Origin of the sequence: Pseudomonas sp. 22085, from assembly GCF_052045815.1 — a bacterium.
Classification (GTDB): domain Bacteria; phylum Pseudomonadota; class Gammaproteobacteria; order Pseudomonadales; family Pseudomonadaceae; genus Aquipseudomonas; species Aquipseudomonas glycinae.
Genome location: NZ_JBQEQA010000017.1, coordinates 30,706 through 45,178, shown reverse-complemented (window position 1 = coordinate 45,178; position 14,473 = coordinate 30,706). Strand labels below are relative to the sequence as shown.

Sequence of the window (14,473 nt, the reverse complement as noted above, 5' to 3'; positions counted from 1 at the left end):
GGAGAGTCCGCAATGCCCAGCCCACTGCGCCCGGAACAACGCCGGTTTCCGCTGCACGTGCATATCAGCGTCATGTTCACCTTTCTGCTGTTGCTCACCGGAGTGGTGCTGGGTCTGTTCAACTATCGGCAGACCACTCAGATCATCCTGTCGAGCAGCGAAAAGCTGTTCAATCGCATTGAGCAGGATGTGCGCCTCGATCTGCAGGCCACTTACGCACCGATCCGACACCTGCTGAGCCTGCTGGCGGACACCCCCGCCGCCCGCTCTTCCGGCCTCGAACCGCGCCTGGCGTTGCTCAAGCCGTTCAGCCAGTCCCTGACGGACAATCCGGATCTGGCCTCGCTGTACCTGGGGTATGGCAACGGCGATTTCTTCATGGTCCGTCCGTTGCGCACATCAGCGCTGAAAACCCTGCTCAAGGCGCCGGACTCGGCGGCCTTTCAGGTCTGGAGCATCGAGCACGACGCCAGCGGCCAGACGCATTCACAGTCGTTGTTCTTCGACCAGGCACTGTCCCCGGTCGGCCAGCAGGACAACCCCGACGACCCTTATGATCCCCGCAGCCGGGCGTGGTACATCAATGCGCGGCAACAGACCGAACAGATCACCACCGAACCCTACGTCTTTTTCTCCACCCACAACGTCGGCACGACACTGGCCCGGCGCAGCGGTGAAGACGCCGTGATCGGTGCCGACCTGACCCTCGACGCACTCTCCGCAACCCTGATCAAGCACGTGGTGACACCGGCCACGCAAATCGTCCTGTTCGACGCCGATGGCAACGCCGTGGCTTACCCCGACAGCAGCCGACTGATCGTCGATGACCGAACGGCGCGTCTGGCCAAGGCTGCCGACTTGAGCCCCGCCCTTGACGCCTTGTTGTCCGGCCATCAGGGCAATCGGCTCAAAGCCGACGGCCGGCTATGGATCGTCGCCCGCAGCCAGTTGCAGGAAGGAGGACCGAAAGGTTTGCAGATGGCGTTGCTGGTGCCGGAGGACGAGTTGCTGGTCGACGCCTATCGCATGCGCTGGCAAGGCGCACTGATCACATTGGCCACCCTGCTGCTCTGTCTGCCGCTGGGCTGGCTGATCTCGCGAATTCTGGTCAAGCCGCTGCATGCGCTGGTCAAGGAAGCCGATGCGATTCGCAGTTTCAACTTCAACTTTCCCATGACCCGTCGATCGCTGGTACTGGAGATTGACCAGTTGAGTCTGTCGATGGCGCGCATGAAAGACACCCTGGCCAGTTTCTTTCGGATCACCGACAGCCTGACGGCGGAAACCCGCTTCGAACCGCTGCTGCAGAGGGCGCTGTTCGAAACCGTGCAGATCGCCCAGGCTCAGGCGGGCCTGATCTATCTGCGGGAAAACGACGGCAATCGCATGGAGCCCTACGGGCTGGTGGTCGATGGCGCCTCTCAAGCCCTGACCGCGTTCGACATTCAGGGACGCAACCTTGACGCTACTCAGGGGCCCGAATGGTTTCGGCAATTGGCGAGCGCCGACACAGTCGTGAGCAATCTGGGCTTCGAACAGGCCACCGATCTGCGCAAAGTGCTGCTGGCCATGGCGTCACCGAGGGTTCATCTGATCGGTATCCGTTTGCATAACCGGCACAACGAAACCGTCGGCCTGCTGGTGCTGCTGATCAATGACAGCGGCACGGCGAGTGATCTGGAAAAGCTGCGGCCCGACCGTATCGCCTTCCTGCAAGCGGTGTCCGGGGCGGCGGCGGTGAGTATCGAGAGCCAGCGCCTGCAAGCCCGGCAGAAACAACTGCTGGACGCGTTCATTCAATTGCTGGCCGGCGCCATCGATGCCAAGAGCCCTTATACCGGCGGGCATTGTCAGCGCGTGCCGGAACTGACCCTGATGCTCGCCCAGGCCGCTGCAGCCAGTCAGGCGCCGGCCTTCAGCGCTTACCAGCCGAACGAAGATGAATGGGAGGCCTTGCACATCGCCGCCTGGCTGCACGATTGCGGCAAAGTCACGACCCCGGAATACGTGGTCGACAAAGCCACCAAACTGGAAACCCTGAACGATCGCCTGCACGAAATCCGCACTCGCTTCGAAGTGCTCAAGCGCGATGCCTGGGTCAGCTACTGGCAAGCCTTGGCGATGGGCGGCGAAGAGCGGCAACTGGCCGAGCTGCGTGACGCAACCCTGACAGCACTGGATGATGATTTTGCATTCGTCGCCCACTGCAATCTGGGCAGTGAAGCGATGGCCGAGGCCGACCTGCAACGTCTGCAAGGCATCGCCCGACGTACCTGGACGCGCACGCTGGATGATCGGCTGGGCCTGTCATGGGAGGAGAACCGGCGTCAGGCACGCACCCCGGCACCGCCCTTGCCGGTCACCGAACCATTGCTGGCAGACAAGCCGGAGCATCTGCTGGAGCGCGCCGAAGGTGAGTTGATTCCAGAGGACAATCCGTGGGGCTTCAAGCTCGACGTGCCGCCCTATAAATACAATCGCGGCGAACTGTACAACCTGAGCATCCCCCGGGGCACGCTGACCCGCGAAGAACGCTACATCATCAACCACCACATGGTGCAGACGATCCTGATGCTCAGTCACCTGCCCTTCCCCGGGCATCTGAACAGCGTCGCGGAAATCGCCGGCGGGCATCACGAAAAAATGGACGGCACCGGTTATCCCAAGCGCCTGAAGCGCGAAGACATGAGCCTGCCGGCGCGCATGATGGCGATTGCCGACATCTTCGAAGCCCTGACCGCCGCCGACCGCCCTTACAAAAAGGCCAAGTCCCTCAGTGAAGCGCTGGGGATCATGGCCACCATGTGCCGTGAAGCGCACATCGATGCCGAGCTGTTCGGGCTGTTCATCCGCGATGGCGTGTATCTGCAGTACGCCACGCGGTTTCTCGATCCACGGCAGATCGATGCCGTGGATCCGGCGGCCGTGCTGCTCAAGGCGGGCCTGGCGGCGTGATCAGCAGTCGGTCAGGCGCAGGAAGATCGCCGCCAGTTGCTCGATCCCGGCCTGATCGTCTGCACCGAAACGCGCGAGCTTCGGGCTGTCGAGGTCGAGCACGCCGATCAGGCGACCGTCCTTGACCAACGGGACCACCAGCTCGCTGTTCGACGCGCTGTCGCAGGCGATATGGCCGGGGAACGCGTGAACGTCTTCAACCCGTTGCGTTTGCAAACTGGCAGCCGCCGCGCCGCAAACACCGCGTCCGAACGGAATGCGCACGCAGGCGATCTGGCCCTGGAACGGGCCGAGCACCAGCTCTTCGTTGCGATTGAGGTAGAAACCGGCCCAGTTCAGATCATCGAGCTGGTTGAACAGGAACGCCGAAAACTGCGCGGCGTTGGCGATGAAATCGCGCTCGTCCGCCAGCAGCGACTCCAGTTGTGCGGCCAACATGCCATAGCCTTCGAGGCCCTGGCCGCTCTGTTGCAAATCAATCATGCCTTGTGCTCCAACAATTTCAGTCCCACCCAGTAACGGGCGAATTGGTACGCGCAACGTCCGTTGCGGTTGCCACGGCCGGTTGCCCAGCGCACGGCGAGGATGTCCAGTTGTTCGTCGCGCTGCCAGTCCAGACCGGCCTTGGCGGCCAACTGGCCGATCCAGTGCTCGACGACGTTGAGGAAATGCTCCTGGGTAAACGGATAGAACGACAGCCACAGGCCGAAGCGATCCGACAGCGCGATCTTGTCTTCCACCGCTTCGCTCGGATGCAGCTCACCATCGACGCGCTTCCAGTTTTCGTTGTCGCTTTCCTTTTCCGGCACCAGATGGCGACGGTTGGAGGTGGCGTACAGCAACACGTTGTCCGGCGCCTGTTCGAGCGAGCCGTCCAGCACGCTTTTCAGTACGCGGTAGTCGCCTTCGCCGGACTCGAACGAGAGGTCGTCGCAGAACAGCACAAAGCGCTGCGGCAGCTTGGCGATCTGCTCCACCACCCGTGGCAGGTCCGCCAGATGATCGCGCTCGATTTCGATCAGACGCAAACCGGCCTTGGCGTGTTCAGCCAGCAGCGCGCGCACCAGCGACGATTTACCGGTGCCGCGCGAACCCCAGAGCAGCGCATGGTTGGCCGGCATGCCGTCGAGGAATTGCTGAGTGTTGCGGCCCAGTTGCTCCAGCTGGCGGTCGACGCCTATCAGGTCCGACAGACGCATGTCGAGGCTGACTTCCAGCGGCAGCAGATAACCGCTGCGCCCGTCACGCTGCCAGCGTGCGGCGAGGCAGGTGCCCCAGTCGATGACCGGGCGTGGAGCCGGCAGCAGCGGTTCGATCCGCGCCAGAACCGACTCGGCGCGCTCAAGAAAAGCATTCAATCGGGAATCCACGTCTTCTCCTCGGGCTCGTTCACAGTGATGATGGCGGTGCAGCGACGACAGACAGCGTTCGAAACCTGTCCCGGGCCTTGTTACAAGGCGCTTCGGGAACCCCGGAATCCGTGCATGATCGACTATGCTTGAGCAGCGAAGGGAAACGGAAGTGGTTCAACACCCCATGGATATCAAATTCACCCACCGGCTGTCGTACAAACAGGCGCGGCTTACCGTGCTGGTCGGGTTCATTCTGGGCACGCTGCTCAGCCTGCTGCAAATCGGCATCGATTATGCCAGTGAAGACGCGTCCATCAACCGTGAAATCCTGTCATTGCTGGAAATCAGCCATAACCCGGCCTCACGCATCGCCTACAACATCGATGCCGAACTGGCGCAGGAACTGACCCTGGGCCTGCTGCGTTCGCCGGCCATCATTTCCGCAAGACTCACCGATAACAACCAGACGGTATTGGCCAGCGTCAAACGCCCGGAGCTGCAAAGCGGCTACCGGATGATCAGCGACTTCCTGTTCGGCGCCAAACGTCAGTTCGAAGACCGTCTTTATCTCGATCACTTGCCCAACGAATCCCTCGGCACCCTGAGCCTGGAAGTCGATACCTTCGCCTTTGGCAGCCGCTTTCTGCGTCGCGCGGAAGTCACGCTGCTCAACGGTTTCGCCCGCAGCCTGATCCTGACCGGGATCCTGCTCGCGCTGTTCTACGTGATGCTCACCAAACCCCTGGTGCGAGTGATCCGTGAACTCAGCGGCCGCGACCCGCGCAGTGCCGAGCAGACCACCCTGGAATGTCCGGGTGGGCACGCCAATGACGAGATCGGCGTGCTGGTCAAAGTTGCCAATCAGCAGTTCGAGAACATCGCCACGGAAATCCAGCAACGGCGCAATGCGGAAAACCGTCTCACCGACTACCTCGCACAACTCGAAGACATCGTCTCGGCGCGTACCGCCGAGCTCAAGGCGATCAACGCGCGACTCAGCCAGTCCAACCAGGAACTGGAAGTGGCCCGCAGCACGGCACTGGACATGGCCGAGGCTCGCTCGGCATTCCTCGCCAACATGAGCCACGAGATCCGTACCCCGCTCAACGGCTTGCTGGGAATGATCGCTCTGTCGCTCGATGGTCCGCTCAACGCCGAACAGCAGCAACAACTGTCCATCGCCCACGACTCCGGCAAGGTATTGGTGGAGCTGCTCAACGATATTCTCGACCTGTCGAAATTCGATGCCGGGCAGCTGGAGCTCGAACACATTCCCTTCGATCTCGGCTCACTGATCGAAGACACTGCCAACCTGCTGTCGCAAAACGCGGCGCCGAGTGTGGAACTGACCTGCCTGATCGATCCGTACTTCCCGGCGCTGGTGCTTGGCGATCCGACCCGGGTCAGGCAGATCGTCAGCAACCTGCTGTCCAATGCCCTGAAATTCACTCGTTTCGGCCGGGTCGATGTGCGTTTGTCCACCTGGAAGGACGGTGTCCGGATCGAGGTCTGCGACACCGGCATCGGCATCGCCCAGGAAGCGCAGGTAAAGATTTTCCAGCCGTTTACCCAGGCGGGTGCCGGGATCACTCGCCAGTACGGCGGCACCGGGCTCGGTCTGGCACTGACCTACAACCTGTGCGAAGCCATGCAGGGGCGTCTGACCATCAGTTCCGAAGTGGGTTTCGGCAGTCAGTTCTGCGCTGAGCTGCCACTGCCCTGCCACACCCGCGCGGTGATTCCACCCCCGTTGCACGGAAAAGTGCTGGCGATCACCAACGCGGTCAGCGGGCTGGCGGAGCTGCTGGAAAGCCTGCTGCCGGTCTGGGGATTGACCTACGAGCAGCGAACCCTGGACGACCCGCTGCTCGGCCTCTCCCCCGACGTCATCATCACCGACTGCCCCGAATGCCTGTTCGGTCTGCGTCCGGCGATGACGGCGCCGATTCTGCTGGTGACGGCTTATGGCAGTTTCATGCCGGGTGAAGAAGCCACTGCCCTTGCCCCATTGCAGCAGCAGGCTAGACCGCTGGCCCGCAACGCGCTGTATCAGAATCTGCGTCGGACACTGCAGCCGGACCTCACCACCATCGACCGCGCACGCCTCGAAAGCGTGCCGTCGCAGCGGCGCGGTCGGGTACTGCTGGTGGAGGACAACCCGGTCAATCAACTGGTGGCCAAGGGCATGCTGGGGAAACTCGGGTGCGATGTCGTGGTTGCTGCCCACGGTGTGGAAGCGCTGGATCAGTTGGAACACGACGAATTCGATCTGGTGCTGATGGACTGCAACATGCCGGTGATGGACGGCTACGAAGCCAGCCGTCAGATTCGCCAGAGCGGACGCTGGCCGCATCTGCCGATTGTCGCCCTGACCGCCAACGCCATGTCCGAGGAACGCGAACGCTGCCGGGCGGCGGGCATGAGCGACTATCTGGCCAAGCCGTTCCGTCGTGAAGAACTGGCGGCGTTGCTGGACCAGTGGATTCCGACTACGACAGTGCTTTGATCTGCCCCAGCAAGTGATCAAGACCGCTACGCAAGTCATTGAGCCGGTCCAGATCAACCCCGCTGTCGCACAACAGCCGCGCCTTCAACGGCCCGACCTGTTCACGCAGCGCCTGCCCTTGCTGCGTAAGGCTCAGATGAACTTCACGCTCGTCCCGGGCCGAGCGCTGACGCTGAACCAGTTGCAGTTGCTCCAATCGCTTGAGCAGCGGCGTCAGCGTGCCGGAGTCCAGTGCCAGACGCTCACCCAGCGCCTTGACTGTCGGTTGCTCCGGCGCAGTTTGCTGCCATTCCCACAACACCAGCATTGCCAGATATTGCGGATAGGTCAGGCCGAGCTGATCGAGCATCGGCTTGTAGGCACGGATCACCGCCCGCGAAGCGGCGTACAACTTGAAGCACAGCTGACTGTCGAGCTTCAGCGAATCGGCGGACAGGTTGTTCATTTGAGCAGGGCTTCGATCTCACGGCTCAGATCCTGCGGCTTGGTGGCCGGGGCGAAGCGCTTGACCAACTGGCCGTCCTTGCCGATCAGGAATTTGGTGAAGTTCCACTTGATGCCCTGGGAGCCCAGCACGCCCGGCGCGCGCTTCTTCAACTGCACGAACAGCGGGTGCGCCCCGGTACCGTTGACTTCGATCTTCTTGAACAGCGGGAAGCTGACACCGTAGTTCAGCTCGCAGAACTCGCTGATGGCGCCTTCGTTCCCCGGCTCCTGCTTGCCGAACTGATTGCAAGGAAAGCCCAACACCACCAGGCCCTGATCCTTGTAGGTCTGCCACAGTTCCTCGAGGCCTTTGTACTGCGGCGTGAAACCGCATTTGCTGGCGGTATTGACCACCAGCACTGCCTTGCCGGCGAAATCGGCGAGGGTCTTTTGCTCGCCCTTGATGGTGGTGCACGGGATATTCAGCAGGTTGTCGCTCATGGTGCGCACTCTTGAAAAAATGGGTAGACGGCAAAAATAGCGAGCAATTGAATTGTGTGCAATTTAATTATCCGAAAGGCGACCCGTGGATCGCCCGTATCGACTACTCGCGCGGCACCAGGTCCAGGCACACCGAGTTGATGCAATAGCGCAGGCCAGTCGGTGGAGGGCCGTCAGGGAAGACGTGACCCAGATGTGCATCGCACTTGGCGCACTTCACTTCGGTGCGGATCATGCCGTGGCTGGTGTCACGGATTTCGGTCATGGCGCTCTCGCCGATCGGCGCGTAGAAGCTTGGCCAGCCGCAACCGGAATCGAATTTGGTTTTGGAATCAAACAACGGCTCGTTGCAGCAGACGCAGTGATAGACACCGTCAGTCTTGGTGGCGTTGTATTTACCCGAGAACGGTCGCTCGGTAGCACTGAGACGACACACGTTGTATTGCTCGGGGTCGAGCATCGCCCGCCATTCTTCCAGGGTCTTTTCAATCTTTTCCATCATCACACCTCAGCGGCTGAAAAAGCCCGATCTGTACCTTTTCCACGGATCGGGCGGCACGTATGATTGCGCCTCGTCACACGCCAGTCTGGCAGCGGGTTCTTGCGCATTCAAACGGATTGTTGGAAACCGCCGCTAGAGACACTTGCCTGTGTGAAGACGCAGGATTCCCAGCACGGTTGTCCACCCGCCGCCTGGATCGTTCATTTTCGGGATCACATCGCCATGCAGTTCAGCAAATCGAACAAGCTCGCCAACGTCTGCTACGACATTCGCGGCCCGGTGCTCAAGCACGCCAAACGCCTGGAAGAGGAAGGCCATCGCATCCTCAAGCTGAACATCGGCAACCCGGCGCCCTTTGGTTTCGAAGCGCCGGACGAAATTCTCCAGGATGTGATCCGCAACCTGCCGACCGCCCAGGGCTACAGCGATTCCAAAGGCCTGTTCAGCGCGCGCAAGGCGGTGATGCAGTATTACCAGCAGAAGCAGGTCGAAGGTGTCGGCATCGAAGACATCTACCTGGGCAACGGCGTGTCCGAGCTGATCGTGATGTCGCTGCAGGCGCTGCTCAACAACGGCGACGAAGTGCTGGTGCCGGCCCCGGACTACCCGCTGTGGACCGCAGCCGTGAGCCTGGCCGGCGGCAACGCGGTGCATTACCTGTGCGACGAGGGCGCCGACTGGTTCCCTGACCTGGCCGACATCAAGGCCAAGATCACCCCGAACACCAAGGCGATGGTGATCATCAACCCGAACAACCCGACTGGCGCGGTGTATTCGAAGGAAGTGCTGCTGGGCATGCTCGAACTGGCCCGCCAGCACAACCTGGTGGTGTTCTCTGACGAAATCTACGACAAGATCCTCTACGACGACGCCGTGCACATCTGCACCGCTTCGCTGGCCCCGGACCTGCTGTGCCTGACCTTCAACGGCCTGTCCAAGTCGTATCGCGTGGCCGGTTTCCGTTCCGGCTGGATCGCCATTTCCGGGCCGAAACACAACGCCCACAGCTACATCGAAGGTATCGACATGCTGGCCAACATGCGCCTGTGCGCCAACGTGCCGAGCCAGCATGCGATCCAGACCGCCCTGGGTGGCTATCAGAGCATCAACGATCTGGTACTGCCGCAAGGTCGCCTGCTGGAACAGCGCAACCGCACCTGGGAGTTGCTCAACGACATTCCCGGCGTGAGCTGCGTGAAGCCGATGGGCGCACTGTACGCATTCCCGAAGATCGACCCGAAAGTCTGCCCGATCCACAACGACGAGAAATTCGTGCTCGACCTGCTGCTCTCCGAGAAGCTGCTGGTGGTGCAGGGCACGGCGTTCAACTGGCCGTGGCCTGACCACTTCCGCGTGGTCACCCTGCCGCGGGTCGATGACCTGGACATGGCCATCGGTCGCATCGGCAACTTCCTCAAGTCCTACCGCCAGTAACCGGCGCTCAGTGCGCAACGGCCCGAACGTTGCGCACTGTCTGATTCAGCAACACTTCTGCTGCGCCCCTCCTCCAGCACCTTCTACACTTGCGACTCATACGAATCATGCGTGCCTGACGCAATGAGACCGGGTGGCGCGTGCCTGTCATCCATACCGGATCAAGAAGTGGGAAATGTCCCATGGCACAGCGAATCCGGTGTAGGACACAGTTTGAAATAGTCACTCGGTTGAATCGCCAGGTGCCGCACCTTATATACCCCGCAGTACGCTACATCTTTAGCTTGAGGAGACTTCTACAACCATGATGCGCATCCTGCTGTTTTTGGCCACTAACCTGGCGGTCGTGCTGATAGCCAGCATCACCCTGAGCCTTTTCGGCTTCAACGGGTTCATGGCGGCCAACGGGGTTGATCTCAACCTCAGTCAGCTGCTGGTTTTCTGTGCAGTCTTTGGTTTTGCCGGTTCCCTGTTCTCGCTGTTCATCTCCAAGTGGATGGCGAAGATGAGCACCGGCACCCAGATCATCACCCAGCCACGCACTCGTCACGAGCAATGGCTTCTGCAAACCGTCGAGCAATTGTCCCGGGAAGCCGGAATCAAGATGCCCGAAGTCGGGATTTTCCCGGCCTACGAAGCGAACGCCTTCGCTACCGGCTGGAACAAGAACGACGCACTGGTCGCGGTCAGCCAGGGCTTGCTCGAGCGCTTCAAGGAAGACGAAGTGCGGGCCGTGCTGGCTCACGAGATCGGTCACGTGGCCAACGGCGACATGGTTACGCTGGCGCTGATCCAGGGTGTGGTGAACACCTTCGTGATGTTCTTCGCGCGGATCATCGGCAACTTCGTCGACAAGGTGATCTTCAAGAACGAAGAAGGCCAGGGCATGGCCTACTACATCGCGACCATCTTCGCCGAACTGGTACTGGGCATTCTGGCCAGTGCGATCGTGATGTGGTTCTCGCGCAAGCGCGAGTTCCGTGCCGACGATGCCGGTGCCCGCCTGGCCGGTACCGGCGCGATGATCAACGCCTTGCAACGCCTGCGCGCCGAACAAGGCCTGCCGGTGCACATGCCGGACACCCTGAACGCCTTCGGCATCAACGGTGGCATCAAACAAGGGTTCGCCCGCATGTTCATGAGCCACCCGCCGCTGGAAGAGCGTATCGACGCCCTGCGTCGTCGCGGTTGATCAAACCGGCGTACCAATGAAAAGGCCCGCAGTGATGCGGGCCTTTTTTTGCCTGTCGTTTACGCCCCGCAAATCCGGTAAACCCGTTCCTCAAGCCGGGTTACGCCGGCCTGCACGAACTTCCAGCTGTCACCGAGTACATCCTGCTGCTCCAGCATTTCGACGCGCCAGACACAGCCCAGCAAACGCTGCACTTGGGCATCGTCTACGGAAAAGGGCGGCCCTGGCATCTGCGACTGATCGTAATCCAGCGTTACCAACAGTCCTCGACACGTCGGCAGAATGCTCTGCAGGTGCGCCGCGTAGCGCTCGCGCATCATCGGCGGCAAGGCAATCAGCGCCGCCCGGTCGTACAGCGCGGTGCAACCCGCCACGTTAGCCGCCGTCAGCGAAAAGAAATCCCCACACCACAATTCGATCGCGCCAGCGCGATAAACCTTGAAGCCGCCCTCTTCGCTGATCTGCGGCTGCAGTTGCTGCTCACGGAAGAAGTCTTCGACAGCCCTCTGCGACAGCTCGACGCCGAGCACCCGATGCCCACGCCCGGCAAGCCACAGCAGATCCAGACTTTTACCGCACAACGGCACCAGCACACGCGCCGGCGCCGGGATGGCCAGATCGGGCCAGTGCCGCTGCAAATACGGGTTCACCTCCGGCTGGTGAAAGCCGATCTGGTTCGATTCCCACTTCTTGTGCCAAAACTCCGGCTGCATGCATCCTCCCAGGAATTCGATCAAAAGGCGTTAAAACTTATATTGGAATTAGATCAATGAACTGACTGAAGATGAACCATCTTAACGCTCAGGAACCCTTCCATGTTTCCCAGCCTGTTTATCTCTCACGGCTCGCCCATGCTGGTGCTGGAGCCTGGTGCCAGTGGCCCGGCCCTGGCGCGGCTGGCGGCCGAACTGCCACGCCCGGAAGCCATCGTCATCGTTTCCGCTCATTGGGAAAGCCATGAGCTACTGGTCAGCAGCCATCCGCAGCCGGAAACCTGGCACGACTTCGGCGGTTTCCCCCGCGCGTTGTTTGAGGTGCAGTATCCGGCCCCGGGCAATCCGCAACTGGCCCGCGAGGTTGCCGACCTGTTGACTGCCAACAACCTGCCGGCGCGCCTCGACCCGCAACGACCGTTCGATCACGGCGTGTGGGTGCCACTGTCGCTGATGTACCCGCAGGCCGATATCCCGGTGGTTCAGGTTTCCCTGCCCAGCCGTGGCGGCCCGGCCTTGCAGAACCGCGTCGGCCAGGCGCTGGCCAGTCTGCGCGATCAGGGCATTCTGTTGATCGGTTCTGGCAGCATCACCCACAACCTGCGAGAACTGGACTGGCACGCCGGCCCGGAAAGCGTCGAGCCGTGGGCCCGGGACTTCCGCAACTGGATTGTCGACAAACTGGCTGCCAACGACGAAGCCGCATTGCACGATTACCGCCAGCAGGCACCGAACGCAGTACGCAACCATCCAAGTGACGAGCACCTGTTGCCGCTGTACTTCGCCCGAGGTGCCGGCGGCGACTTCAGCATTGCCCATCAAGGCTTCACCATGGGCGCGTTGGGCATGGACATCTACCGCTTCGGCTAATGCCCAAATCGCAGGCAAAAAAATCCCCGAACCAGTCGGGGATTTTTTATGTTCGATCAATCAGCCCAAGGGCGGATCAATCCTCGCGGTAGCGACGCAGTTTCAGCTGCTTACCGGCAACGCGAGTGTCCTTCAGTTTGGTCAGGAGTTTGTCCAGACCATCTTCCGGCAGCTCGACGAGGCTGAAGCTGTCACGCACCTGGATGCGACCGATGGCTTCACGTGCCAGACCACCTTCGTTGAGGATGGCGCCCAGCAGGTTTTTCGCCGCGATACCGTCACGCGCGCCCAGCGCGGTACGGCAACGGGCACGGCCTTCGCCCAGCGGCATCGGTGCACGACGCTCACGATCACCACGGTCCGGACGATCACCGGAACGCTCAGGACGGTCGCCACGCGGTGCGCTGTTCGGCACCAGTGGGCGTTCCTTCTCGATCGCTGCCAGGTTCAGCGCCTGACCATTGGTGGCCTTGCGCAGCAGAGCGGCAGCCAGGGCACGCGGGGTGCAACCGATGTCGGCAGTCAGGCGATCCAGCAGATCACCGTGAGTCGATTCGGCGTCAGCCACCAGCGGCGACAGGCTGTTGGTCAGTTTCTTGATGCGGGCATCGAGAACGGCCTGGGCGTCCGGCAGACGCACTTCGGCAACTTTCTGACCGGTCACACGCTCGATTACCTGCAGCATGCGGCGCTCACGCGGCGTCACCAGCAGCAGCGCGCGGCCTTCGCGACCGGCACGGCCGGTACGGCCGATACGGTGTACGTAGGATTCCGGATCGTACGGCATGTCCACGTTGAACACGTGGGTGATACGCGGAACGTCCAGACCACGGGCGGCAACGTCGGTCGCCACAACGATGTCCAGACGGCCATCCTTGAGCGAGTCGATCACGCGCTCACGCTGGTTCTGGGCGATGTCGCCGTTCAACGCGGCGGCTTTGTAGCCTTTGGCGTCGAGGGCGCTGGCCAGATCCAGGGTCGCTTGCTTGGTGCGCACGAACATGATCAGAGCGTCGAAATCTTCCACTTCCAGCAAGCTGAGAACGGCAGAAGTCTTCTGGTCAGCGTGAACCAACAAGTGAGCCTGTTCGATCGCGGTAACGGTCTGGGTCTTGCTCTGGATCTTCACGTGCTTTGGATCGCGCAGGTGACGCTCGGCGATGGCACGAATCGATTGCGGCAGGGTCGCCGAGAACAATACGGTCTGACGGGTTTCCGGCATGGCCTTGAAGATGACTTCGAGGTCGTCCATGAAGCCCAGTTTGAGCATTTCGTCTGCTTCGTCGAGAACCAGGTGGTTCACGGTCTGCAGCACTTTTTCGTCGCGACGCAGGTGGTCGCACAGACGGCCCGGAGTGGCGACAACGATCTGTGCGCCATTACGGATTGCTTTCAATTGTGGGCCCATCGGCGCGCCGCCGTAGACAGCCACAACAGTCACGCCCGGCATTTGCTTGGCGTAGGTTTCGAAAGCGGTTGCAACTTGTAGCGCCAACTCACGAGTTGGGGCCAGGATCAGAGCTTGCGGCTCGCGCTTGGACGGATCAATGCGGTGCAGGATAGGCAGGGCAAAGGCAGCGGTTTTACCGGTACCGGTTTGCGCCTGACCAATCATATCGTGACCGGCGAGGATGATCGGGATCGACTGCTGCTGAATGGCCGAAGGCTCTTCATAGCCGGTAGCGACTACTGCAGCGACAATATTGGGATGAAGTTCAAGAGCGGCGAAGCCGCCGATTTCCTGGGTCATGGGTCTGCCTCTAAGTGCATCCGCAAAGACCCATGCTCCAAAGCTGCACATGCCGTGTTGAGACTCAAGAGTCGCCCTGGCAGCTTTGTCGGCGGGGATTTGCGAAAACGAATGAATGAAAAAGAATCGTCAAGGAAGAGCCCGCAGTGCGGACGTGCAGCCGAAGCTGACTTCGGGGAATTGCGCTACCTAAACGCGGCCCGGTTAAAGGCCGGCGCGCACTATACCGGAATTTGCCCAAAAAGGGAGCTTTTTTTATCGGCAAAATACAG

Annotated in this window: 12 protein-coding genes; 5 read left to right on the top strand and 7 right to left on the bottom strand. The window is 61.1% G+C overall.

Annotated elements, in window-relative coordinates; translation table 11 throughout:
* The first annotated feature begins 12 nt into the window (after nt 1–12).
* Entirely contained in the window at nt 13–2,955 is a 2,943-nt protein-coding gene (locus ACTJK7_RS20755) for an HD domain-containing phosphohydrolase (protein ID WP_323150964.1), read from the top strand.
* Here ACTJK7_RS20755 and ACTJK7_RS20750 read toward each other — a convergent pair whose 3' ends face one another.
* Nucleotides 2,956–3,438 carry a GAF domain-containing protein gene (locus ACTJK7_RS20750; protein WP_011335287.1) on the bottom strand — a complete coding sequence of 161 codons (483 nt, stop codon included), beginning with the start codon at nt 3,436–3,438 and terminating at the stop codon, nt 2,956–2,958.
* Nucleotides 3,435–4,325 carry an ATP-binding protein gene (locus tag ACTJK7_RS20745; protein ID WP_064383282.1) on the bottom strand — a complete coding sequence of 297 codons (891 nt, stop codon included), beginning with the start codon at nt 4,323–4,325 and terminating at the stop codon, nt 3,435–3,437. The genes ACTJK7_RS20750 and ACTJK7_RS20745 overlap by 4 nt, the downstream gene beginning before the upstream one ends.
* A gap of 166 nt (nt 4,326–4,491) precedes the next feature.
* Between ACTJK7_RS20745 and ACTJK7_RS20740 the strand changes: the two genes are divergently transcribed.
* A complete protein-coding gene (locus tag ACTJK7_RS20740; protein ID WP_108562903.1) occupies nt 4,492–6,813 on the top strand; it encodes a hybrid sensor histidine kinase/response regulator in 2,322 nt (773 codons plus the stop codon).
* Here the strand turns inward: ACTJK7_RS20740 and ACTJK7_RS20735 are convergent.
* The 3 genes from ACTJK7_RS20735 to msrB form a co-directional block, all read right to left on the bottom strand.
* The gene (locus ACTJK7_RS20735; protein WP_064383285.1) at nt 6,797–7,258 is read right to left on the bottom strand and encodes a MarR family winged helix-turn-helix transcriptional regulator; all 462 of its coding nucleotides are present in this window, start codon (nt 7,256–7,258) and stop codon (nt 6,797–6,799) included. The genes ACTJK7_RS20740 and ACTJK7_RS20735 overlap by 17 nt on opposite strands.
* On the bottom strand, nt 7,255–7,740 hold the full coding sequence (locus tag ACTJK7_RS20730) for a glutathione peroxidase (RefSeq protein ID WP_011335290.1): 486 nt from the start codon (nt 7,738–7,740) through the stop codon (nt 7,255–7,257). Before ACTJK7_RS20730 ends, ACTJK7_RS20735 begins: the two co-directional genes overlap by 4 nt.
* A gap of 103 nt (nt 7,741–7,843) precedes the next feature.
* Complete coding sequence (gene msrB / locus ACTJK7_RS20725; RefSeq protein ID WP_064383288.1) at nt 7,844–8,239, bottom strand: peptide-methionine (R)-S-oxide reductase MsrB; 396 nt, start codon at nt 8,237–8,239, stop codon at nt 7,844–7,846.
* A gap of 225 nt (nt 8,240–8,464) precedes the next feature.
* Between msrB and ACTJK7_RS20720 the strand changes: the two genes are divergently transcribed.
* Nucleotides 8,465–9,676: a pyridoxal phosphate-dependent aminotransferase gene (locus ACTJK7_RS20720; protein ID WP_007955711.1), complete on the top strand. Its 1,212-nt coding sequence runs from the start codon at nt 8,465–8,467 to the stop codon at nt 9,674–9,676.
* 304 nt (nt 9,677–9,980) lie between these two features.
* Complete coding sequence (gene htpX, locus ACTJK7_RS20715) at nt 9,981–10,868, top strand: protease HtpX (protein ID WP_011335292.1); 888 nt, start codon at nt 9,981–9,983, stop codon at nt 10,866–10,868.
* A gap of 59 nt (nt 10,869–10,927) precedes the next feature.
* Here the strand turns inward: htpX and ACTJK7_RS20710 are convergent, their stop codons facing one another.
* A complete protein-coding gene (locus tag ACTJK7_RS20710; RefSeq protein ID WP_440780169.1) occupies nt 10,928–11,581 on the bottom strand; it encodes a thiopurine S-methyltransferase in 654 nt (217 codons plus the stop codon).
* Between the two features lie 102 nt (nt 11,582–11,683).
* Between ACTJK7_RS20710 and ACTJK7_RS20705 the strand changes: the two genes are divergently transcribed.
* Nucleotides 11,684–12,451 (top strand): DODA-type extradiol aromatic ring-opening family dioxygenase, encoded by a 768-nt coding sequence (locus tag ACTJK7_RS20705; RefSeq protein ID WP_236197123.1) that lies wholly within the window; start codon nt 11,684–11,686, stop codon nt 12,449–12,451.
* Between the two features lie 76 nt (nt 12,452–12,527).
* On the opposite strand, the gene ACTJK7_RS20700 is transcribed toward ACTJK7_RS20705, so the two are convergent.
* Nucleotides 12,528–14,201, bottom strand: coding sequence for a DEAD/DEAH box helicase (locus tag ACTJK7_RS20700; protein WP_007955707.1), 1,674 nt, complete (start codon nt 14,199–14,201; stop codon nt 12,528–12,530).
* Nucleotides 14,202–14,473: the final 272 nt, after the last annotated feature.

Bases quoted from the DNA above. Each gene is read 5' to 3' on its own strand.
- ACTJK7_RS20710 (WP_440780169.1), bottom strand. From the start codon at position 11,581: ATGCAGCCGGAGTTTTGGCACAAGAAGTGGGAATCGAACCAGATCGGC.
- ACTJK7_RS20735 (WP_064383285.1), bottom strand. From the start codon at position 7,258: ATGAACAACCTGTCCGCCGATTCGCTGAAGCTCGACAGTCAGCTGTGC.
- ACTJK7_RS20750 (WP_011335287.1), bottom strand. From the start codon at position 3,438: ATGATTGATTTGCAACAGAGCGGCCAGGGCCTCGAAGGCTATGGCATG.
- msrB (WP_064383288.1), bottom strand. From the start codon at position 8,239: ATGGAAAAGATTGAAAAGACCCTGGAAGAATGGCGGGCGATGCTCGAC.
- ACTJK7_RS20720 (WP_007955711.1), top strand. From the start codon at position 8,465: ATGCAGTTCAGCAAATCGAACAAGCTCGCCAACGTCTGCTACGACATT.
- ACTJK7_RS20740 (WP_108562903.1), top strand. From the start codon at position 4,492: ATGGATATCAAATTCACCCACCGGCTGTCGTACAAACAGGCGCGGCTT.
- ACTJK7_RS20755 (WP_323150964.1), top strand. From the start codon at position 13: ATGCCCAGCCCACTGCGCCCGGAACAACGCCGGTTTCCGCTGCACGTG.
- htpX (WP_011335292.1), top strand. From the start codon at position 9,981: ATGATGCGCATCCTGCTGTTTTTGGCCACTAACCTGGCGGTCGTGCTG.
- ACTJK7_RS20730 (WP_011335290.1), bottom strand. From the start codon at position 7,740: ATGAGCGACAACCTGCTGAATATCCCGTGCACCACCATCAAGGGCGAG.
- ACTJK7_RS20700 (WP_007955707.1), bottom strand. From the start codon at position 14,201: ATGACCCAGGAAATCGGCGGCTTCGCCGCTCTTGAACTTCATCCCAAT.
- ACTJK7_RS20705 (WP_236197123.1), top strand. From the start codon at position 11,684: ATGTTTCCCAGCCTGTTTATCTCTCACGGCTCGCCCATGCTGGTGCTG.